The following is a 19,555-nucleotide window of genomic DNA, read 5'->3' on the forward strand; positions in this document are numbered from 1 at the left end:
CGAATTACTGGGTGATCTTTGCCTTGGTCAGCAAGCTCGTGACCAAGGCAAGCGTGGCGCGCTCCAGCGCCTGCGCCTGCAACGCCTGCCGAATGCCTGGCGCTGCCGTCTCGAACGACGGAATCTGCGTCGGACGGACGGCATCGACCTTGACCAGATAGCGGCGCTCGCCCAGCGCCACCGGCGCGGGCGTAATGGCACCCGGCGGCAGCGATGCAATCGCCTGCGCAATCGGCAGCGGCAGGTTCTGGGTCTTGCCCTCCTGGACCGGCACCTTGAAGCTGATCCATTCCATCGCACCGCCAGCGGTTTTTGACGGGGCGAGGCTGATGTCCTGCGCCACCTTCGCGAAGTCCTCGCCGGCCTTGATACGTGCCAGCGCAGCGCTGGCCGCAGCATCGTCGGCCACTTCGATGACGCGCGCCTTGTACTCCTGGTTGCCCAGTGTCGCCACGATGGCGTCGTAGCGCGCCCGGACTTCTGCTTCGGTCACTGGCGCAGGCTTGATATGGTCCTTGAGCCAGGCCTGCATCAGCACCTGGTTACGCGCGTCGCGCAGCGATGCCTGCACTTCAGGGCGCTGCTCCAGCGCCTTGTCCTTGGCGGCCTCCTGGCGGAACAGTTCGCGCGCGACCAGTTGCTGCTTGATCGCCTCCCGCGCCTGCGGAGAATCGGGCAGGCCTGCCGCCCGCAGGGTGTCGGTGATCGCCGTATCGGCGATTGCCACGCCATTGACCGTGGCAGCGTGCGCGCAATGAAGCCCCAGTGCGATGACGACACCCAGAGCGAGACGAGTAAAGTTGCCTTGCATGGCTTGTGCTCCCAATTTCTAGTAGATCCAGTTCAAGGTGGCCAGCACGACGCCACGCTTCGGCCCGAGATTCGCGGGCTGCGCCAGCGGCGCGCCCACCAGCAGTTCGCTCGTGAAAGTTTGTTTGGCCCACTGGGCTGACAGGCGGATGCCTGCACCCGCCCCCACCACCGCTTGCCATTGGTGGGTGGCCACGTACTGCGTTTCGCCGCCATCGAGAAAGACATATGGCTCCATGCGGATGCCCGCAATCGCCGGCGCGTTGGCCCATGCGACCTCATTGCGCAGGTACGCACCCCGGTCTCCCGCAATCACCCCTTCCCGAAAGCCGCGGACGGTGCTCATCCCCCCCGCGTAGATCTGCTCGGAGCCAAACAGCGCAACGTCGGTCCACTGCCCCACCAGTTGCGCGCGCCAGGCCAGTTGCAGGCGCTCCGCAATGACAGGGAGCGGCAACTGCAACGTGGTATTGGCGTCGAGCTTGTTGAACTGGGCGTGGGCCTCGTCATGGCGGATGTCGGACGGGTCCGGCGTGGCGTGGAATGCCGACAATCCACGTGAATAGCCGGCTTCTGCCGTGACATAGCCTTGCTGACCGTTGGCAGCAAAGCGCCAGAGCCCGTTCCACGCCGCCCGCAGCACGGTCAGCCGTTGCGGATCCAGTTCAAGGTTGTTGATCTCGCGCTCTGTCTTGCGCCAGGTCAGCGTCAGGTCCAACGCCTGGCGCCGGTGCTGGTTGCGCGTCATGACGCGGTTCCAGCCAAACGTATGACCCAACGTGCGGCCATAGAGCAGCGCCGTATCGCCAATGGTGTTCTGGTACTCGGACATCGACGCCGTATAGCTGAACGTGTTGTAGCCAAACGGCACGGCCACCGACGCCACGGCCGCATTGGTATCGGTCGTGCCAACGTAGCTGACGCCCAGCGATTCCTGCAGACCGAGCGCATTGTCGGCATCGATACCGAATCGCGTGCGGGAGATGCCGGTCACGCGACTGCCATAGTTGTCGACGCCCGCATTGAAGCGGAAGCGGTCGCCGGGCTGGTTCGCCAGTGCCACGACCGATCCGCCTGGCGTCTGGCCCGGCAGGATCTGCATCTCGGCCCGATTGCGGCGCAGACGGTTGAGTTGATCGACGCCCTGCTCTAGATCCGCCAGCCGCAAGGTGTCGCCCGTCGCCGGAAACTGCCATACCGTCCCGGCGTCGGTGATCCATCCACCGGCTGCGGTATCGAAGAGCGGCAGCGGGCCTGGGCGCAGGGTCTTGCCGTTGAGCTGGAACGACTCCACCCGCCCCGGCACCGCGGTCACGCGCAGGACACCACTGGCCAGGTTCTGCTCGCCCAGGTAGGCCCGCGTGGTGATATAGCCGCGCGTAACAAACGCCTCGGTGAACCGGCGCAGCAGCAGGTTGATGCGATTGGCACCAAGCCGGCGGCCAGCAAACGGGGCCGTAATGGCTTCGACGTCTGCGTCAGACAGTACGGTGTTGCCCACCACCTCGATACGGTCGATGGCAAACGTGGTGGCCGTCTCTTCAACGTCCTCGACGCGCACGTCCGGCGCCGTGGGCACGCGGTTTTCGATCTGCGCGGGCGGTTGCGTCGCCTCGCGCTGCAGTTCGCGCTGGCGCTGCTCGCGCAGCAGTCGCTGGGCCGGGTCTTCGGGCGGCACGAGTCCAACCGGCGGCACCTGCGCCATCGTCGATCCGGAAGCGGCCACGAGCCAGCACGCGGCGGCAACGCGCATCTGTCTTTGCTGCGTCGAGGATTTCATCGCCACATCCACGACGTCAGGCCAAGATGGCTTTCCACGGAAACCGGTGTCTGCTGACGAGGACGCGAGATAGTGGTCGTACCCGCAATCGATACATCGCCATCGAAGCTGCCTCCCGACACGACAGCATCGCCGCCAATGCGCGTGCGGCCCGTTGCCATCCAGCTACCGCCAACATCCATCGCGTAGAGCCGCGCCCAGGTATCGCCGAAGAACACCTTGAAGCCCCGGTCGCGCGCAATAGCCGTGTAACCGGTCACACCCGAGGCATAGGTCGCTGGCGCATTCACCGTCAGGTCGCCAATGGCCAGCACGCGGCCGCCGATGTTCTCGGCCAGCTTGCCTGCGGTGATGTCTATGCTGCCCCCAGCGGACAGCAGGCCGCCCGTCACCGCAGTATCGGACGATGCCGAAGTACGACACACGATCATGCAGGTCCGCGAATAGTGTGCCGAGCCCGTGGTCACCCCTTGCGTGCGGAACGTATCGGCGGCATGGATCGTGATCGCGCCGTTGTTGGCGTAGATCTCGCCCCCTGTGTTGATCACGTTGCGGCCGCTGAGCGAGGTGCCGGTGTCGGACAGCAGAAAGGCAATCTGCCCGGGACGGTCGGCCGCGCCGTAGTCGATATCAAACGTGCTGCGGCGTTTGGTCAGCACCAACCATCGACGGGCGGATTCGGCATCAACAACGGCCTGCTCGCCATTCGCGCCTGGCTGTTTGGTGATTTCGTTGATCAGGTCGCCTGCTGCTGCGACGTCGAGCCGGGCGTTGGACAGCATCCGCGCATGCCGATTGACGATGTCGCCGCCGGCACGCACGACAACGTCATCGGCTGTGCCGAACAGGATGCCCAGGTATTGGGGTGTCGAATCGTTCCAGAGCAAGCCGCCCGTACGCACGGTGACCGCCCCTTCGGCACCCGGCAATGTACCCCGGCGCTGGCCCTGGACCAGAGCACCGGTATTGACGAGGTCACTGTCGACATTGACCACGACACCGCCGCCATTGGCGACGATGGTGGACTGGCGGCCGGCCGATGCCAGCACCATGGATCCGCTGTGCAGCGTCACATCAGTGGCCGCCAGTACGTCGCTGTCCTGCTGGCGCCACGCCCCGGCAACGTCTGCGGTCACCGCGCCGCCCGAGGAAGCGAAGACAGCGTCTTGCAGCGCAATGTTGCTGGCTTTGACCGAGGCACCGCCGACGCCGTCGATATCGGCCCCGTTGAGTTGCAGGTCCGTAGCGGCGATCGACACTGTGCCTTGCAGCGACGTCAGCGATGAGCGCGTGCGCCCGGCACCAACGGTGAGCCCGCCTACGCCCTTGCCTTCCATCACCACATTGCCGTTGGCGCCGAGCTGCACTCCCGAAAACGCCACGCCCGCGCCGGCGTCGAACACGCCCACGCCGCCACTGGCGTTCAGCGCCGTGTTAGCCAGGGACACCGGTCGGCTATGCGCCTGGCCCGATGCGCCGATCACGATGTCACCCGTAGCCGCCGTGCCAGCCGTCAGGGCGCTGTCGACCATGCTGATGCGGTCGGACAAGACTTGTATGTGACGTCCCGCCGCGATCGTGCCTGTTCCTTGCAGCCCGCCGCTGCCGATCAGCACGTCACGGTTGGCGGTGATCTTGCCCGACGCCAGCTTCAGGTCCCCGCTCCCGGATATGACGAAGTCTCCCGCCGTGGCATATGCCGCGCCAGCATTGCGCACGCCCGCGCCCTGGTCGGTCACGATCAACTCCACGCGACCGCCAATCAGGCTGCCGGCTGCGGTGATATCGAGGGCAATTTGTTTTGACGTCGCGCCAGTACCGCGCGTATAGGAAATCCACGGTGTCAAGTTATCGCCGGGCGACACGCTTGCATCGATCTCCGCGTGGCTGTCGCCCACCACGGCGCGTGCACGCGAGTTGGCGTCGGTGTAGTAGTTCTCGACCTTGCCGCCGACCCGCAACTGCTTGGCGATCAGTTCGAGGTTCAGCAGCGTGCCGGACAGGCCGCCAGGCCCGATGTCGATCAACCCCTGGTTTGTGGTCAGAACCAGGTTGCGCTGCAACTGTCCATTGACCGTGAAATCGTTGAACAATACCTGCCCGGTCGTCAGTGCCAGGTTGCCGATGTTCTGCACCACCATGCCGTTGACGCTGATGCCATTGGGATTGGCGATCACGACATTGGCGCGCGGACCCAATACGCTGAGCGAACCCTCGAGAAGCGACGGATTGGTGCCCGTCACCTGGTTCAGGATCGTGCGGGCACGGGCCGTCGCGTTATCCAGGTCCACACCCGCGCGTGGGACGTTGAACTCGCGATAGCTGTTGGCAGAGACACCACCTACGGCGCCCGCCACGCCAACCGTGATGCGGCCGCTCGCCCCCACATTGACAGTGGTGGCCGTGCTGCCATCTGCCACAACACCTGCCCCCTGGACACGCATTGCCAGCGCGGCGAGCGCCAATGCCGTAACTGTGCGCCACGCGCGCGGACACTGCGCCTGCGGCGCAGGCGCACCCCGTAGAACCCGAAATCGAAACAACGAACCGCTCCCTTCTTTTTTTGATGCGTAGGGAGCGTGGTCGCTTGCAGCGCCGCCCCCTACTTCTTCATAGGGCGCGAAATTATCAAATTTGGACTTACTGGCAAATACCTCTTGCGGGCGTAAGGATCTTGGATGTAGGTGGGACGCAACGCCTGTGCACTGCATTCATCGGCCTACCCAGATCAAGGCCCGTGAGCCCTACCAACCCGCGAGTGGGTATAGATCCGGGAATGTAGGAGGGCCAATCCCTTTGGATGTGGGTGTTTGAGAGCAATCGGCAAGGCTCAAGGAATCCCCGGGAATGCCGTTAAGCAGGATGCGGTGGCATTCGCGCACAGAATTTGTTGGCCGGTTGGGTCCCCTCGGTTGGGGGAGGCTCACCCTACTGCAGTGGGATTTTCAAGCGCGTGCGTAGTAGGCCATTGCTCCTCCGTTACGGAGAGCCTGGAGTGGTGTCCCATGGCGATCAGCGAAAGCCTGATACGGATCGACAACGGATATGGAAGCCGAACTTGGGCTAGGTATGTGCAAGCGAGGGCTCGACCCGTCGCAAAGATGGGCCATCAACTCTAGTTTCAACGATGAATTTGGAGCAATTTCCCAGTTCTCGATGACTCTGCACTACCTCCTGCTCCGGCCAGGCCTCGGTCCGGACAACCGGGAGGCCGAGTACGGCCACAACCGGTCGGCCGCCACGTTCACGGAAACCAGTACTATTCGTCGAGCAACTGCAAGATCCTGTTGAGCAAATGAAGCTGCTGCTCATACAAGACTGAAGCCGTCCCGCCGTGAACATGGCCAGATGACTTCAATTCGATTCGTCGTATCGACTCCGCTGTTAGGCTGCGTACCGCATTGATGCGTTTATGGGCATTTGCGAGGCCGCGATCGGCACCGAGATACCATTCGTAGACGACGTCCACCTCCTTACGCAACTCATTCTGGTTCAGTCGGTCATAGCTCACCGTGAGAGCCGTCGCGTTCATGGAAAGCAAAAGGCCCGCGCCAGCCGTAGCTGTAAGCGTATTCTCGTTCCGCTCAAGATAAATCGGCTTGGTATACAGAAGCTCGCGAAAGAAGTCCATACAGGTCGAGACATTGCCTAACCCTTCCAGGGAAATCTGTAGCACTTGCTCGTTGCGCGGAGCCCCGGGATGAAAGTCACATACAAAGCGGAGTCGCAATGCCGAGCCAACCTGCTCGCATTGAGTGACGTACAAGTCTTCAGGCGGTATTGCAATAACCATGATTTCCCTCGCAGATGTAACTGACAAGCGAATGGTATCAACTGCGCCGCGATGGCACGGTCAACGGCCGCTATCGGGAAAGCTGGCTGTCCCTTGTGGGTCGCAAGGCGCCGTTTACCCGCCGAGCAGGCCTCCTACGGGCTCGTGGTCAGACGATACACAACGACAGGCAATAGGAGGATCCGCTAGACCGCCGCAGAATCGCCATACCAAGCGTCAATCAAAGGGCCGACGGTCACTGCCCAAAAATTTAGCGCGGCTCTTCACCCCGTCGATGACAGTCCGTCGGTGCTCCTCGGTGGAGGAGCTACGATTGCCCTCTGGCGAAACGAATCCATCCAGACGATCGCCGATGGCGCCGCCATAGGTCAGCCGGTTCGCTTCGTGCCATCGCGAATGAAGGCATCACAAGCCGCAACTCGCGCCTCGGCATCAAGGCCTTCAGCAAGCTGCGCGGTGACATGAAAGCCGGGTTCTTGAAATTCGGTCACGCGCAGCTTTTTCCGCTGGCGCAGGTTCCGTCCTTTGCTCGTGATCCAATCCTCTGAAAAATAGGACACACGGTCGGACAAGCAGTACCGGGCCCCTATTCGCACCTCAAGGGACGACGACTGCCTGGCAAAGCACAAGTGCGCCAATGTTCAGGACCACTGTCGCCCAGAAGACCACCTGAAACGCGTGCTTCCGATTCTTGTGCCGAAGCAGGTGTTGCGCAGCCAGCGCGCCCGGCCATCCTCCGCACAGTGCAACGAGATGCAGATTGGCCTCCGGGATGCGCAAGGCCTTCCGATTCGCGCGAGCCTTATCGTCGGCGTACGCGATGAATGCGACGACACTGGCCATCACGCTGGCAATGCCAACGAGTCGAGGAAGATAGCCTCCCAGCGCACCCAGGACGATTGCCGCCAGCGCCATCACTCCTACCAACGCCGGCAGCCAATTGGGCGCGGCGCCAGCGCCTGGTTTTGGGGCACCCGCTATGGCGACGTTGAGCGCCTGCATTCGACCATCCTTGCCTTTGGCAAGCTCGAAACTCACGCGGTCGCCCACCTTCGGCTGAACAGCGCGCGTGCGCAGCGCACTCACATGAAAGAACACCTCCTTGAGATCCGCATGGATGTCGATGAAGCCAAAGCCCTTGTCGGCATGCCAGGATTTGATCCGCCCCGCTTTCTTCATGTTCTTTTGGGTTGGTGTTGCCGGTTGATATTGCGGGAGGCACGCAGTGTACGCTTTTGGACTATTCTGCTCCAGGGACCAAGGCAAGGAGCCGAAATGGCAATCCCTCAGCATTTCCATGGCGCATGGCTCACTGTACTGGGCCTGTCAGGCGTACTCGCCTCGTGTGCCACTTCCCGGATCACTGCCCCGCCCGACCTTCAGCCTTCGGATGTTCGTGGAACGGTCGCCGTGCTGCACGCCGCCGGTACGCAGAACTATCAGTGCAAGCAAGCCAGCGACGGCAGGCTGCTATGGACCTTCGTGGCACCGGATGCCACCCTGAAAGACGACCTCGGGCAGGTCGTTGTCAAACACTACGCGGGGCCAACCTGGGAAGCACCGGACGGCAGCAAGATCACCGGAAAGGTATTGAAACAGCTACCGAACGCTCAGGCGCCGGACAGCATTCCACTCTTGCTGCTGCAGGCGACGAACACCGGTGGACCAGGCCTGCTGTCACGGACGCGTTACGTGCAACGCCTGAATACGCAAGGCGGTCAGGTCCTGCCTCAGACGTGCACGCAGGAGGGACAGGAGAATGGCATGCCCTATCGGGCTGACTACGTCTTTCTGGAATAGCAGAGCAAAGCCGAACTGAACTGCCCTGGTCCGGTGTCCCGTCTCAAAGTTCTCATTACTCCGTCACCGGCGCATGCACCGGCGCAATCGACGGGTGCTGGGTCTGCGTGCGCTGAGCGGCCTTGTGGACCATCGTGTAGGCGTAGTCGATGCCCATGCCGTAGGCGCCCGAGTGTTCCTTGGCCAGGCCGGTCACCGCGTCGTACGTTTCCTTGTTCTTCCAGTCGCGCTGCCATTCCAGCAGCACCTGCTGCCAGGTGACCGGCACCACGCCGGCCTGGATCATGCGCTGCATGGCGTAGTCGTGCGCTTCCTTGGTGGTGCCGCCCGAGGCGTCGGCCACCATGTAGATCTCGTAGTCGCCTTCCAGCATGGCCGACAGCGCGAATGTGGTGTTGCAGACTTCGGTCCAGAGCCCGGCCACCACGATCTTCTTGCGGCCGTTGGCGGCCAGCGCGTCGCGCACCTTCTGGTCGTCCCACGAGTTCATCGACGTGCGTTCCAGCGTTTCCTTGCCCGGGAAGACGTCGAGCAGCTCGGGGTAGGTGTAGCCCGAGAACGAATCGCTCTCGACGGTGGTGATGGTGGTCGGCACGTCGAAGATCCTGGCCGCCTTGGCCAGGCCGACGACGTTGTTCTTCATCGTCTGGCGGTCCATCGACTGGACGCCGAAGGCCATCTGGGGCTGGTGGTCGATGATGATCAGCTGGCTGTTGCGCGGAGTCAGGACTTGCAGCTTGGCGTTGTTGGCGTTCGACATGATGGGCTCCGGTATAAAAGGTGATTCAATGAATTTGAGTGGTTATTGGGCGGTGCTGGCTTCGCTTCGTCGCGCTTCGTTTCGCTTCGCTGCGCTGTCGCGCCGTCCATGTGCTGAACTATAGCGACCGCCGGCCCCGAGCAAGGGGGCTATCGCTGTCATAGTTATTCAAAATAAATGAATATTCGACTGCCAGGCCGTCCAATGCTAACCGAGGTTTTCCGCTCGTTCCAGCCCGACCCTCCTGCCGGCGCTGCTCGCACGGTGCGGTAGCCATCTCAGACTTTCGCCCATGCGTAACACCTTGCGCTACATTAGTAAGAGGGCCACCACCGCCAGCATCCGGGCACACATCTGAAGGACGGTGCCGACGCCATGAAATTCGCTTACTCCGCGACTGGCCTCTGTGTCATCTTGACTGCGTGCATATCCACCGGCGTAGACGTGAGACCCGAGCATTTGGCTAACTTCTTACCCGGCTTCTCCACACTTGAGGACGTTACCGCTCAGCTAGGGGCGCCGACCTCTGCGGTGACGCTGAAAAGCGGAACAGCGATCCTCATCTATTCGTTTGCAACGTCGCGACCGCATCCCGAAAGCTATATTCCCTTCATCGGCCCCCTTTTTTCCGGAGGCGAAATTCGTTCCTCTACTGTTCTGTTTGAGTTTGACGAGAATGGGGTTCTTCGCAGTCAGCGCAGGACTACGTCAAGTGGCACCTCAGGATTGAGCGTACTTCCGCTCGATCCGATGTGATAGAGGATCACGCTAGGCGGTTATCGGGACTGCCATTTCTCGATCATTGCGACGAAGAGAACTCTTTTTCAGCGTCCCCGAACCGGTAGAGGTGCGTGTTGTCCGGCGCCTCACCTATTCTCGTGCCCAACGGGCTGAAAAGCGCATGCCGACGAAAGTTATCGGCATCGGATCGAGCGCTCCTGTTTGCGTGCTCCACAGCAGCAGCATAAGCCATCGACTGCTTGCTCCTCTCGATCTCAAGCAACTGAGTCGAGCCATTCAATCGCACGCTGTATCTTCCAAGGTTGTAGAAGAGATACATCGCAAAGAGATTGTCGAAGTCTCTATAAGCGCCCTGTTCCCGTCGGAAATCTAGAGAAAGCACCGAAGGGAATCGATCAGGGAGATCCTTGAACGGAATCTTCGGTTCCTCACGGGGTTCAACGTAGTTCGAGCCCTCGTACTTCTTATAGAGCACCACATCCATACCGTAACCTCGACTCCCCCACTCTGCGAGCAGTTTGATCGCCATCTCGGTCGGAATGTTCGCCGTGGCCGCGGCCACTACCCGTCGGCGGGACAGCACTTTCGGTGCTTTAACTACCAAGCCATCGTAACCAGCGCCATACTTGAACGCTGCGCCGATCGCTTTTGCACAGTTCAGGCGCAAGTAGTCATACTTCACTTCGCCTGCGTGGTATTCGGTATCTCTCCTACGTTCATGGTAGTCGTCGTTAATTCGCCCGAAGTATCTGACCAGGGCTTGTTTTTCTTGGAGCGGCACACCATAAACGCGAACCCCTACCACCGAGCGCTTATAGGTTTCCCCAAAGTCGAGGCCGAACACCGCCAGCTCTGATGTCGAAGAAGTGGTATGGAAAAGATACTCCGGCTTCGGAATGGTCGCGATAAGATCGGCGGTGTGGAATTTTCCTTCGTGTCGACGATCTCTGTCCGCATAGAAGTTAGCCGAATACACAAGCTCCTCGTTGGAGGCAGTATCACGGATGGCGAGCGCTATATGACCTGCTGATCCACCCTTCGATGTCCCAAAGCTGATCAGCAGTTCCAGATCGTATGGGTCCTGACCCAGAAAGTCGCTGATCTCGGCGACATTGAGAGGCGCAGGGCCATCTTTATTGCCGAGTTCAGTGCCGGCCGCCCAACAGGGAACCAGGAAGGCAATAACCAGCAACCAAAAAGTAGATCGTCGCCTCATTTTTCATCTGGCATGAAGGGCACATCGATCCCTCACGTTAGGCGATGCGCCAGCATTCTGGCTAGGGACCATGGGCTAACCTGGCCGCCCTTCGGTGCGTCCGTGGCGACGACGGCGCACGATCCGTTTAAGCTGGGCCTCGGCGCGCAGATTCATCGGTCGCAGATCTGCGTTCCGTTAGGCGTTGCCAATGTCTCCTACGGGGACCGCACTTCGACTGCTATTGATAACGTCAAGCACTGCAGCAGTCATAACCGAAGCCGACATGCCGAACATGAGGATTCCATTAGCCGCCTCCAGTGGCCCTAATAGGCGCCAGCGCTCCGACATTACGATATCCCCATAGCCCAAGGTGGAGAAATTGACACCAGAGTGATACAGGGCAGTATAGAAAGTCTGGAATTCGCCGAGCGCAAGGAACAAGAGCGCCCATATCGCCATCTGCGCCACGTTGCAAAGCAAGGTAAGCAGCATGACGCCCGCCAGTAGGAGCACGTCGGTCCAGAGCGAACGCCGGCCGTCTTGCGTAGACCGGAATCGAGCGTAACGTCGCAGACAAACGGCAATAACCAAGCCTTGTAATACCAGGCACAGCAGCATGACAGGAGCGGCAACCAGCAGATGAAGGGGCATGGCGGGCTTCCAGATAGTGGATTTACGCCGGCAGGATTTACCGGCAGGCTACCTACTAATGTTGCCATGTGTGGCAGCATTGGGGACGGCCGCCGCCAACTCACAAGCAAGACGCGAGACATAGCGATCTTGCAGTCCAAGCGCTTTCGCAATCTGCTGCACGGTCGGCTGTCACCTTACCGGCAGCGCCCGACCGCCAGGGAATACGCAAACTCCTTCGATAACCAGAATCTCGCGCGTTCACATCAAATCATAGAACGGCGTCAGTACGGCCCTTTCCCGGGCATCCTGTCCATGGACAGGTTTTTGCATGACTATCGTTGGTGCCAGTACAGATATTGAAGATAAGCCAGAGCAGCAAACGGCGCGGGCTCACAAGAGGCTGCGCTGTGCTCGCGGATGTTCCTGGCGCAGTCGGGCGGGTCACCAGATTTCCCTACGGAATTTCCGGCCGAATCACAACTTCCAGGCCAAGCAGTTGCCGCACTTCCAAGGACTTTTCCAACTGTAGCGGGCGCTTTCCGCTTTCAAGGTAGGCAATGAGGCGGTTCCAGTTCCGGCTACGCCGCCGATGTCAGCCTGATTCAGGCCTTGTTGTTTGCGCTCTCACGCGCAATGGCGCCTAATTCGTCGAAAAACGGACGATGGTCTCTTCGCTGCAAGCTTACTGCATGTGCAATAGGGGTTACTCGCCGATTACCGATCGGTATCTCAAGATCAATATCGCCAAAATATCAACGAAAACCAACAATCTATCCGTGCTATTACGGCGAAACGCATGGAAAATCGTGCGACCGCCCTGTTCCCTGAAGCGCCACCCCTCGAATTGGCCATGTCCTCCCAAGCGAGTTCGGAATAATCAGTGGCCACCTTCTATGCCGGTAAGCCGAGTGCGGCCGGGTTATACCGAGCAGCGGTGTGCGTCGGACGACAAGTTGCCGCGTGTGGCGGTCATCGACAGTGACAACAGCCGAGCCTCAATTCAAGGCGACGCGATTTGCTGGTTTCTCGATGGCGCATGGGCGTCCTTGCTGGTTTCGGAGCCTTCCGGCGTGCCTCTGCCGGCCAGCAAACAGGTGCAGTATGTCGATGAGGCCGATGGCGGGTGCCAGCAGCACGCGTCGCTCCATCATTTTTTCGAGCTGCCGAAACCCTTACAGTCGCCCACAGGCGTGCGCCGCCGCTACCCGACTATGGCGAAGGAATTTTTTTCCGGTTATTTCGACTTCGACCGGCCGTCGGTGTAGGGATCGAACTTGCCCGTTTTAGCCACGTTGTCCGGAAGAGGAGGCGGATCTTCGGGTGCAAGCTTGGCGGCGTGAGATTGCCCGCCGGTGCGGGTGCCTTCCGTATACGGGTCGAATTTCCCGCTGCGCTGAGCCGAGCTCTTCTTCTGACTCTGCTTCGCAGGCGATTCCTTTGTAGGCGGGGTGTGTGAGCCGCCGTAGAGGTCCCCACCGTCCGTGTAGTTCTTCTGCGCGCTAGCGGGCGAGGCGAGCAGTAGAGCGACGATCGCAGCGAGCGTGGCGCCAGCACCGAATCTGTTTTCCATCTCAATCTCCATCAGGTAGTCAACGTCTTAACCAAGACTAGTCCAATGGGGTGTTCAGTCCTTGATTCACGTCAAAACTGCACCGTTCCTGCGTTCTAATCTTGTTGTACCGGTCTCCCCCGACCCCACGTCCACCAGGGTGCGAACTATGCCTAACACAGCGATTCTCTACTACTCTCGGACGGGCACCACGCGTCAGGCGGCGCAACTGTTGGCACAGCGTCTCGGTTGTCCCGTCTTCGAGGTGTTCGACCGCGTCCGTCGCGCAGGCTTGTGGGGCGACCTGCGTTGTATCGTTGACAACCTGCTTCGCAGACGTGTGGCGTATTGCTATGCGGGTCCGGTCTTGAACGACTACAGCCGGCTCGTCGTCATGGCCCCGGTTTGGATGGGACATCTCGCTGCCCCAATGCGAAGCTACTTGAAGGATCACCCATACTGTGGCCAGCAACTGGCGGCAATCGTTGTCATGGCAGCGCGAGGAGGTTTCAGGGCGGCAGAGGAAATTGCCTTCGCAGCGGGCCGCCCTCCCCATCCGACCATTGTGGTCCTAGAACGGGATATCAGTTCAGGGGCCGCCCTCCCCGACATAGAGGAATTCGCCAACGCCTTGGAAGGCAGCGAAGTCGACAGCGCACGAACATGGCGGGCGGCCTGGCTGTCGCCCAGTGAAGCGTAACTTAGCAGCAGCATTCAATGTTTGAAGCTGACGTCCGCGCTTATAGTGGCAAACGATCCGCTAAGCCGGGCATTAAGAACGGCCACGCAGTGCATTGTGGTAGCTCGAAGGACGACATGGCCAGGGCCGCGAGAGATTCGACTGAGGCCCTGCGATAGCCGCCTACAAGGAGCGAAGAGGCCGAAGAGGATGGCGATGGCAAGGCTTCTAGGGTCGTATGTGACCTGCGTGTCGCCATTAGCATCCCCTAGCTGCAAGCTCTCGCCCGCGGCCAAAGCCAGAGTCCGCGCAGCCAACCGTATAGGTCGTGCAGTACCACGCGTGAGGCGTCAGCACGGCCTTGGCGCATAGCCGATTTTCGGTCGGCTCATCCGTGCAGGCCGCCAGCGTCACGGCGCATGCGGCGTAGGCCGAATCAGGCTGGCCACCTTTTCGTTGTTCCCGACGGCGGCCGCGTCGCCACGAAGGTTGCGCCTTCCGTCGTCGGCAACCAGTCGGCCAGGCCGCCTACCCCTTTTGCTCCTTCTGAGCGGCGCACGGCGAGCGCCGTTGTCCGCGCGTCGCCCCAGTTGTTACTGCCGACGTCGCGGGCGCCACCATGCGGGGTAAGACTTGGCCGGCGCCTCCTGCACCACCAAGTGCGTCACGCTGGCCACGCGGCAGCCAGTGGGGAGCGTTGCGGCGGCCGTGACAATGGTCGCGCCGGCGATTACGGTCCGGACGGTCGCGCAAGTGCCGATCAGCGTCGGGCCGAGGCAGACCTGCTTCCCGCGTCTTGTCCGAGGCTACCGCGATGGCGACGGACGGATCCGGGGAGGTCCACGCGAAGCTTGCCCCTGAATCTCGCTAGTCAGGTATCGGCAAGGTGACCTTCAGTTTCAGCGTGCCGACGGCGCGGTAGACGTCTGGACTTCGGATCGCATGAACCCCTGCGGCGAGCAAGGAGAGGCCGGCAACCCGCGGTGGAAAGGTGGACTCAACCCACATTTATATAGAAGGACCGCCGACCGGCGGCCATGCTCTCCGGATCAGGCGTCGTGTGAGCGACTATGGCAGCGCGGGGACGTGGCGCATTTCCGGGGTGAGGTGGCTGGCTAATGACGTCATCCAGAGTTTTGCCGTTGAGTTGGGTAAGCAGGGGCGGCAGAGTAGAACCACCCCGGGAGGCCGTGGCGCCGGGCGCAGGGGGGAGGTAACTGTTTCGGCCCAGAGGCGCGAACACTTCGAAGCCAGTAGGGCGATGGGGCACGGGCGCGCCGCAGCTAGTCGGCCCCCTTCCTTTCTAGGGATCCGGCCTTGAGCCTGCAGTCGCTCCGGGCCCCGCCTCTAGCGGGCCCCCTTCCGCAGGACAAAAATAATTTGCATAGCATTTTATAGCCCAATTCTGGGCGGCTAATAGGGCGCACTGACAAGATATGAATATAATCAAGCACTTACGCCTTCAGGTCCACTGCCTCATAAGGCCTCTGGACATCGCAATTCTTGGGGTTGGGTCGCGGTGTCTGTAAAAGTTTTCTCGGCCGTCTTCCATATGTCATTTCATGGAAATGGTTGCGACGCTGAAGATCTGCTCCCTGTATCGTCCCGCTATATAAGCCAGGTCCCAATGGCGTCCCAGCGCGGGATCGACTCAGGCTACGCGGCGTTCTGAGGCGGTCTGACCCGTGGTCGCTTCGGCGAGACCGGCTCCGCGCCCGGTTTGTCAATGCCCGCACCCCCACCGGCAGCGCGTGGCTGAGCTTTACCACTGTCGCGACGGCGATTGCAGTGCCCTCCTCACTGGCCGCACCGTCGGCTTCAGTTCGGCGCTCCAAACATGTGGCCGTTCTTCGAACTGCTCCCGCTCTGAGGTTTCCGCCAATTCCCACAGCGTCGTTCGACCTTGTGACTTAGAGGCATGTCACTGGAAAACCGATATCCGTTCAGAGTTCGTAGCCTGCGGAAGTCCACATTCTTCTAGCAACGGGATAATTCTCGACCGTCTCATTACGGACCTCTCTAATAAGGGCACGGACAATACCAGGGCCGAGAAATTGGCTTGCCAAAATTGATATTTATATTAAATATCAAAATACTTACTGGTACTCTCTCCGGTAATACACCAGACGGGCGTGGCACAAAGGCGTGGCTTTCTTGGAGGGCCGAACCGAGTAGTTCGGTAAAGATGGCTCTCTTCCCCAATTTTGAGGGGCTTCATGTCGAAGGAGTTTTAAGGTGGCATTTGGAAGGGCAACGCAGGTAGTTGGGCGAAACGATATGTGGCCAGGCAACTTTCAAGCTTGAAAGTACGGGAGGCAAAGAGCCTCTGGCAAGTACCTGGACCGGTAAGCGCTTGCTCTCGCATAGCATGGCCTGCGTGCCCGTCGGTATGCGCCAAGTCAGAAGTTGCTTGCCCGGCTTTCAAGCTTGAAAGTACCGCTGGCCACGGATCCTGCCGGTACCTTCCGTATGGTTTTTCTGCGCTCGCCAATCGTGACGCCGCGCGGCGTCAGCTGCGTCATTAACGCGATTTAAGCTCTTATTTTTTCATCACGGCGCACGGGAGTGACGACTTTCATGCTTGAAAGTCACAACTGCACAACGGCCGTAAGGTGTCTGGCTTCGGACTTATATCCTGGCATCTGCCCACGCGAAAAATTACGAATCATCTCCCACCATCGCCATCTATGTAGATCCAAATTCGCCCTGCTCGAATCCTGTTGACTCGTGTCCCAAGCGATCATCGCTTCAGCACGGCTGAGCTTTGAGAATATCCGCAGGCGGAGGCCGTTCTGAAAACAAAGCTCCCTTCAGAGAACGTCTCCAACTCGGTTGCTCCTAGCTTCAGGTGCGGGTGCTGGGCCACAGATTTCGCGCGGTGTGGTGCCCCGTGCTTTCACGCTTGAAAGTACGGGTCGCGTTCTGGCAGGAAGGTTGCAGGTCTGAACGGAAGGAGGAGGAGCGTTTTGCGTCGCAAGTGTGCAACTTAACGAGATACTGCTTGGATTTTTCGTCAGTATGAAGTATTAATCGCAAGTGCTCGCTCAGTTACGCAACCTGCGGGAAAGTAAAAGATATATCTTATGTGGAGAATATATGGCAGCTAGAATCATCACCGTTTTCAACCAGAAGGGCGGTTGCGGCAAGACGATGACATGCATGCAGTTGTCGGCTGCCTTCGCGCTGCGCGGCCTGCGCACTCTGCTCGTGGATATGGACAAGCAAGGGACCAGTACGATTTGGGCCGGCCAAGCAGGGAAAGAGCGTCCCTTTCCGGCGGAGGTCATCAGCTTGGCCCCGCTGCGCGAAAAAATGCTGGGAGAGATTGAGAAACGCGCCGACACGTATGACTTCATATTCATCGACTGCCCGCCAGCTATCGAGTCATCCATCCCTTGGGCTGCGCTCAACATTTCGGATATCGCGTTGATCCCGGTCATACCCTTGATGGACAACGTCTGGGCTAGCCGCGAAGCCAAAGAGCTTGCACGGAGGGCCAAGACCGAGAACCCAGCCTTGCAGACGTACTGCATCCCATCGATGTCTCGCCGCGGGAACGTGTTCAAGGCCTGCACCGAGATCCTTCAGGACGATCACGACATTCCGCTCCTGGATACGGGGCTGCAGCAGCGTAACGCTTACGGGGAATCCCAAATGTTCGGGCTTAGTGTGCACGCCGTGTCAGGAGCATCGGCGGCAGTAAAGGAAGTTGAAGCTCTCGCTGACACGGTTCTTCAGAACTTAGGCTTTTCTGTTCAAAGGAAGCAGAGCAAAGGGAAAAACGTTAAGCAGAAAGAGGAGGTGGTCTGATGGCAAAGAGTCGACTCGAGCAAATGCGGGACCAAGCCGCCAAAGCTCTTTCAGCAGCGCCTCCCGCAGATCGTTTTGCGCGCGCTCAGGCTTTGGTGGAGCGTCAGCCGAATGGCTTCGCGGAAAAACGTATGGATGCTCCGGCGCCCGACAGTACTGCCTCGGTCACTGCTCCCGCCGTGATCACCCTTCATCCTGCCGACGCAACCGAGCCCCGCGATAGGGAGCCGTACTTCGAAGAAGTCGATATCTCTCTAATTGATGAGAACCCGTACAACGCGCGCCGGCTCTACCGTCCGGAGCGTGTGCATGAACTCGCAGGCGAAATTCGGGCAGACGGTCAACTCGTTCCGGGTCTAGCGACAATCAGGAACGGTCGCCGCGTGCTGGCGGGTGGTCACTACCGATTCCGCGCCCTCAAGGCCGCTGGAAAGACCCGGATGAAACTGATGATTCATCCGGACCTCACTGACCAACAGCTCTACCAGATCTCGTATAAGGAGAATGCGGAGCGTGAGCAGCAGTCCCCGCTCGATAATGCGCTCGCATGGAAATCGCTCATGGACGAGGGCATCTATCCGAACGAGTCGGCCATTTCGGAAGCTACGGGCATGTCTCTGCCGAACGTCAACAAGACGATGTCGATCCTCAAGTTGTCCGACGGCATACTGGACATCGTGAAGGAACGGCCGGAACCGTTTGCGCTTTCTACCTTGTATCAGCTGACCTTGCTTGAGCGCGCAGCAGGATCTTCTGTCGCGGCGACGATGGCCATGAAGGTGCGAGACGAAGTTGCCGTGTGTCGTGATGTCGAGGAAGCACGCGCACGCTACGAGAACAAGCCAGCGCGCAAGCAGAAGGAGACCTCTCGCCAGCACAAGCTGCTTTCGGCGGACGGGAAGCCCCTGGGCGTGTTGAAGGACTGGGATTCAGGGAAGGTGACCTTTGAAATTACGCTGCTGGATCCTGTACGGCGCCAGGCGCTCGTCGAGGAGTTGAAAGCAAAGTTCACGTCCACCGAAGCTTAGCCGTTTCGATCCGTTCCGGGCTTTACCCTCCACCCGGACATACTCTCCCTAGGGCGCTTCACCAATTAGCGCCCCTCTAGCTGCTACCCAATAGTGTTCACCTCCGAAATGTTTACCTAAGAGCACTTGCGGTTTAAGTGATTTGGTAAACACTGTAAACCCTTTAGTAAACCTTTAGCTGCTGCAAGACACTGATTTTATTGGATTTTTCAGGCTCAAGGTGAACAATGATGGGGCTATGGTGAAGTTCTATGGGGTCCTAGGGGTGTGGATTTGGGGATCGGGTGAAACGCTTTGGGGAGAAGGGGTTGTGGATTTGGGGCACAGGTGAATGCCGTTAGGGATCAACGCCTGAAGACATAGGGTGAACCCATTTGGGGATCCCAGGGGTGAAGTGATTTGGGGCGCGGCGTGCCCGGGATTCCACCTCAAGTCCCATAGGTGAATAGTTTTGGGTCCAAGGATGGGTGAAAGGATTTGGGTCCTTAAGTAGCACAGCTACCCGGAAACCCTTTCGGTATCGACAAGGTGAACATCCTTGGGGGCAGCATAGGTGAAGGACTTTGGGGCAAAGTCAGTTGGTGTGCGCTTACTTTACAGCTGAAAATACCTCTCAGGTGAACTCCTTTGGGGAATCGTTGGTGAAAGGATTTAGGGATTCCGTCTGAGCATCGTTGGCATTGCATCAAGGAAGCACCTTGGGCCCCAATGGCTTTCACCTTTCGCGAGGTTCTCGCCTCAAAACAGTGGCCTCAACCTGCAGCATTTCGCTGTGGTCTGTGAAAGGTGAACATATTTGGGTAGCTTTCGGAGCGCTAGGGTGAACCCTTTTGGGGTGAGCCGAGCTTTACCGGGGCAGGGAGGTCATTGATTCGACTGGCCTATGCTGGAGAACCGTTGGAAAACTACACGTACCCTTGATAGGTGAACAATACGCGTCTAAGATTTCACCCATCAAGAGTCGGGAAATAGAC

15 protein-coding genes are annotated in these 19,555 nt (G+C 59.6%); 5 read left to right on the forward strand and 10 right to left on the reverse strand.

The features are described 5' to 3' along the window. Nucleotides 1-4: 4 nt before the first annotated feature. The 6 genes from EPAKOI_RS26630 to EPAKOI_RS26655 form a co-directional block, all read right to left on the reverse strand. Complete coding sequence (locus tag EPAKOI_RS26630) at nucleotides 5-811, reverse strand: peptidylprolyl isomerase (RefSeq protein ID WP_423194669.1); 807 nt, start codon at nucleotides 809-811, stop codon at nucleotides 5-7. Between the two features lie 18 nt (nucleotides 812-829). Then, nucleotides 830-2,590 carry a ShlB/FhaC/HecB family hemolysin secretion/activation protein gene (locus EPAKOI_RS26635; RefSeq protein WP_423194670.1) on the reverse strand — a complete coding sequence of 587 codons (1,761 nt, stop codon included), beginning with the start codon at nucleotides 2,588-2,590 and terminating at the stop codon, nucleotides 830-832. Then, nucleotides 2,587-5,055, reverse strand: coding sequence for a filamentous hemagglutinin N-terminal domain-containing protein (locus EPAKOI_RS26640; protein WP_423194671.1), 2,469 nt, complete (start codon nucleotides 5,053-5,055; stop codon nucleotides 2,587-2,589). The genes EPAKOI_RS26635 and EPAKOI_RS26640 overlap by 4 nt, the downstream gene beginning before the upstream one ends. A 794-nt stretch (nucleotides 5,056-5,849) precedes the next feature. Beyond that, nucleotides 5,850-6,383 (reverse strand): hypothetical protein, encoded by a 534-nt coding sequence (locus EPAKOI_RS26645; protein WP_423194672.1) that lies wholly within the window; start codon nucleotides 6,381-6,383, stop codon nucleotides 5,850-5,852. A gap of 368 nt (nucleotides 6,384-6,751) precedes the next feature. Continuing rightward, a complete protein-coding gene (locus EPAKOI_RS26650; RefSeq protein WP_423194673.1) occupies nucleotides 6,752-6,955 on the reverse strand; it encodes a 50S ribosome-binding protein YggL in 204 nt (67 codons plus the stop codon). Between the two features lie 25 nt (nucleotides 6,956-6,980). Then, a complete protein-coding gene (locus EPAKOI_RS26655; protein WP_124687019.1) occupies nucleotides 6,981-7,562 on the reverse strand; it encodes a DUF1294 domain-containing protein in 582 nt (193 codons plus the stop codon). A gap of 96 nt (nucleotides 7,563-7,658) precedes the next feature. Here EPAKOI_RS26655 and EPAKOI_RS26660 point away from each other — a divergent pair, with 96 nt between their 5' ends. Then, a complete protein-coding gene (locus tag EPAKOI_RS26660; RefSeq protein WP_253700446.1) occupies nucleotides 7,659-8,183 on the forward strand; it encodes a DUF3455 domain-containing protein in 525 nt (174 codons plus the stop codon). Between the two features lie 55 nt (nucleotides 8,184-8,238). On the opposite strand, the gene EPAKOI_RS26665 is transcribed toward EPAKOI_RS26660, so the two are convergent. Beyond that, the gene (locus EPAKOI_RS26665; protein WP_423194674.1) at nucleotides 8,239-8,943 is read right to left on the reverse strand and encodes a hydrolase; all 705 of its coding nucleotides are present in this window, start codon (nucleotides 8,941-8,943) and stop codon (nucleotides 8,239-8,241) included. A 375-nt stretch (nucleotides 8,944-9,318) separates the two neighbouring features. Here EPAKOI_RS26665 and EPAKOI_RS26670 point away from each other — a divergent pair, with 375 nt between their 5' ends. Beyond that, entirely contained in the window at nucleotides 9,319-9,699 is a 381-nt protein-coding gene (locus EPAKOI_RS26670) for a hypothetical protein (RefSeq protein WP_124687021.1), read from the forward strand. 43 nt (nucleotides 9,700-9,742) lie between these two features. Here the strand turns inward: EPAKOI_RS26670 and EPAKOI_RS26675 are convergent, their stop codons facing one another. Both EPAKOI_RS26675 and EPAKOI_RS26680 read right to left on the reverse strand, forming a co-directional pair. Further along, nucleotides 9,743-10,876, reverse strand: a complete 1,134-nt coding sequence (locus EPAKOI_RS26675; RefSeq protein WP_423194675.1) for a hypothetical protein — start codon at nucleotides 10,874-10,876, stop codon at nucleotides 9,743-9,745. Between the two features lie 201 nt (nucleotides 10,877-11,077). Continuing rightward, entirely contained in the window at nucleotides 11,078-11,533 is a 456-nt protein-coding gene (locus tag EPAKOI_RS26680; RefSeq protein ID WP_423194676.1) for an ion channel, read from the reverse strand. Nucleotides 11,534-12,477: 944 nt separating this feature from the next. On the opposite strand from EPAKOI_RS26680, the gene EPAKOI_RS26685 reads away from it, so the two are divergent. Continuing rightward, nucleotides 12,478-12,780, forward strand: coding sequence for a hypothetical protein (locus tag EPAKOI_RS26685; protein WP_423194677.1), 303 nt, complete (start codon nucleotides 12,478-12,480; stop codon nucleotides 12,778-12,780). Here the strand turns inward: EPAKOI_RS26685 and EPAKOI_RS26690 are convergent. Further along, the gene (locus EPAKOI_RS26690) at nucleotides 12,750-13,085 is read right to left on the reverse strand and encodes a hypothetical protein (RefSeq protein WP_124687023.1); all 336 of its coding nucleotides are present in this window, start codon (nucleotides 13,083-13,085) and stop codon (nucleotides 12,750-12,752) included. The genes EPAKOI_RS26685 and EPAKOI_RS26690 overlap by 31 nt on opposite strands. A 3,754-nt stretch (nucleotides 13,086-16,839) precedes the next feature. On the opposite strand from EPAKOI_RS26690, the gene EPAKOI_RS26695 reads away from it, so the two are divergent. Beyond that, on the forward strand, nucleotides 16,840-17,553 hold the full coding sequence (locus EPAKOI_RS26695; protein WP_423194678.1) for an AAA family ATPase: 714 nt from the start codon (nucleotides 16,840-16,842) through the stop codon (nucleotides 17,551-17,553). Beyond that, nucleotides 17,553-18,581 carry a ParB/RepB/Spo0J family partition protein gene (locus tag EPAKOI_RS26700; RefSeq protein ID WP_423194679.1) on the forward strand — a complete coding sequence of 343 codons (1,029 nt, stop codon included), beginning with the start codon at nucleotides 17,553-17,555 and terminating at the stop codon, nucleotides 18,579-18,581. Before EPAKOI_RS26695 ends, EPAKOI_RS26700 begins: the two co-directional genes overlap by 1 nt. The last annotated feature ends 974 nt before the right edge of the window (nucleotides 18,582-19,555 follow it).

The organism is Cupriavidus sp. H18C2 (genome assembly GCF_049393795.1).
In the GTDB taxonomy this organism is placed as follows: Bacteria; Pseudomonadota; Gammaproteobacteria; order Burkholderiales; family Burkholderiaceae; genus Cupriavidus; species Cupriavidus pauculus_C.

What these genes read in the sequence shown, in the direction of transcription:
- EPAKOI_RS26680 (WP_423194676.1), bottom strand. Translation starts at nt 11,533, where the DNA reads ATGCCCCTTCATCTGCTGGTTGCCGCTCCTGTCATGCTGCTGTGCCTG.
- EPAKOI_RS26670 (WP_124687021.1), top strand. Translation starts at nt 9,319, where the DNA reads ATGAAATTCGCTTACTCCGCGACTGGCCTCTGTGTCATCTTGACTGCG.
- EPAKOI_RS26700 (WP_423194679.1), top strand. Translation starts at nt 17,553, where the DNA reads ATGGCAAAGAGTCGACTCGAGCAAATGCGGGACCAAGCCGCCAAAGCT.
- EPAKOI_RS26690 (WP_124687023.1), bottom strand. Translation starts at nt 13,085, where the DNA reads ATGGAAAACAGATTCGGTGCTGGCGCCACGCTCGCTGCGATCGTCGCT.
- EPAKOI_RS26630 (WP_423194669.1), bottom strand. Translation starts at nt 811, where the DNA reads ATGCAAGGCAACTTTACTCGTCTCGCTCTGGGTGTCGTCATCGCACTG.
- EPAKOI_RS26645 (WP_423194672.1), bottom strand. Translation starts at nt 6,383, where the DNA reads ATGGTTATTGCAATACCGCCTGAAGACTTGTACGTCACTCAATGCGAG.
- EPAKOI_RS26655 (WP_124687019.1), bottom strand. Translation starts at nt 7,562, where the DNA reads ATGAAGAAAGCGGGGCGGATCAAATCCTGGCATGCCGACAAGGGCTTT.
- EPAKOI_RS26695 (WP_423194678.1), top strand. Translation starts at nt 16,840, where the DNA reads ATGGCAGCTAGAATCATCACCGTTTTCAACCAGAAGGGCGGTTGCGGC.
- EPAKOI_RS26660 (WP_253700446.1), top strand. Translation starts at nt 7,659, where the DNA reads ATGGCAATCCCTCAGCATTTCCATGGCGCATGGCTCACTGTACTGGGC.
- EPAKOI_RS26665 (WP_423194674.1), bottom strand. Translation starts at nt 8,943, where the DNA reads ATGTCGAACGCCAACAACGCCAAGCTGCAAGTCCTGACTCCGCGCAAC.
- EPAKOI_RS26635 (WP_423194670.1), bottom strand. Translation starts at nt 2,590, where the DNA reads ATGAAATCCTCGACGCAGCAAAGACAGATGCGCGTTGCCGCCGCGTGC.